The organism is Rhizobium sp. 2YAF20 (assembly GCF_052114685.1).
In the GTDB taxonomy this organism is placed as follows: Bacteria; Pseudomonadota; Alphaproteobacteria; order Rhizobiales; family Rhizobiaceae; genus Rhizobium.
In genome coordinates this window covers 1-516 of sequence record NZ_JBFRFF010000142.1, presented here as the reverse complement: position 1 = coordinate 516, position 516 = coordinate 1, and the positions used below count along the sequence as shown (strand labels likewise).

Below are 516 nucleotides of genomic sequence, written 5' to 3'. Positions count from 1 at the left end.
CCTGCCTGTCGCGCAAGACCAACCTGTGCACCGCCATTCGTTCGACCCAGGGTCAGGGCGTCATGCCCGACGGCACCTCGCGCTTTTCGATCGGCAAGGACAAGATCCACCACTATATGGGCTGCTCGACCTTTGCCAATTACACCGTTCTGCCGGAGATCGCCGTTGCCAAGGTCAACCCGGACGCGCCGTTCGACAAGATCTGCTACATCGGCTGCGGCGTCACGACGGGGATCGGCGCCGTCATCAATACTGCCAAAGTCGAGATGGGGGCGACGGCGATCGTCTTCGGTCTCGGCGGCATCGGCCTCAATGTCATTCAGGGGCTGCAGCTTGCCGGCGCCGACATGATCATCGGCGTCGATCTCAACAACGACAAGAAGGCCTGGGGCGAGCGCTTCGGCATGACGCATTTCGTCAACCCGAAGGAAGTCGGCGACGACATCGTTGCCTATCTCGTCAACATGACCAAGCGCGGTGCCGATCAGATCGGCGGGGCTGACTATACCTTCGACT

1 protein-coding gene is annotated in these 516 nt (G+C 61.0%); it reads left to right on the top strand.

Features of this window, described 5'->3' with window-relative positions; translation table 11 throughout:
* The coding region (locus tag AB4Z52_RS36320; RefSeq protein ID WP_442222629.1) for a zinc-binding dehydrogenase at positions 1–516 on the top strand (516 nt) is incomplete at both ends.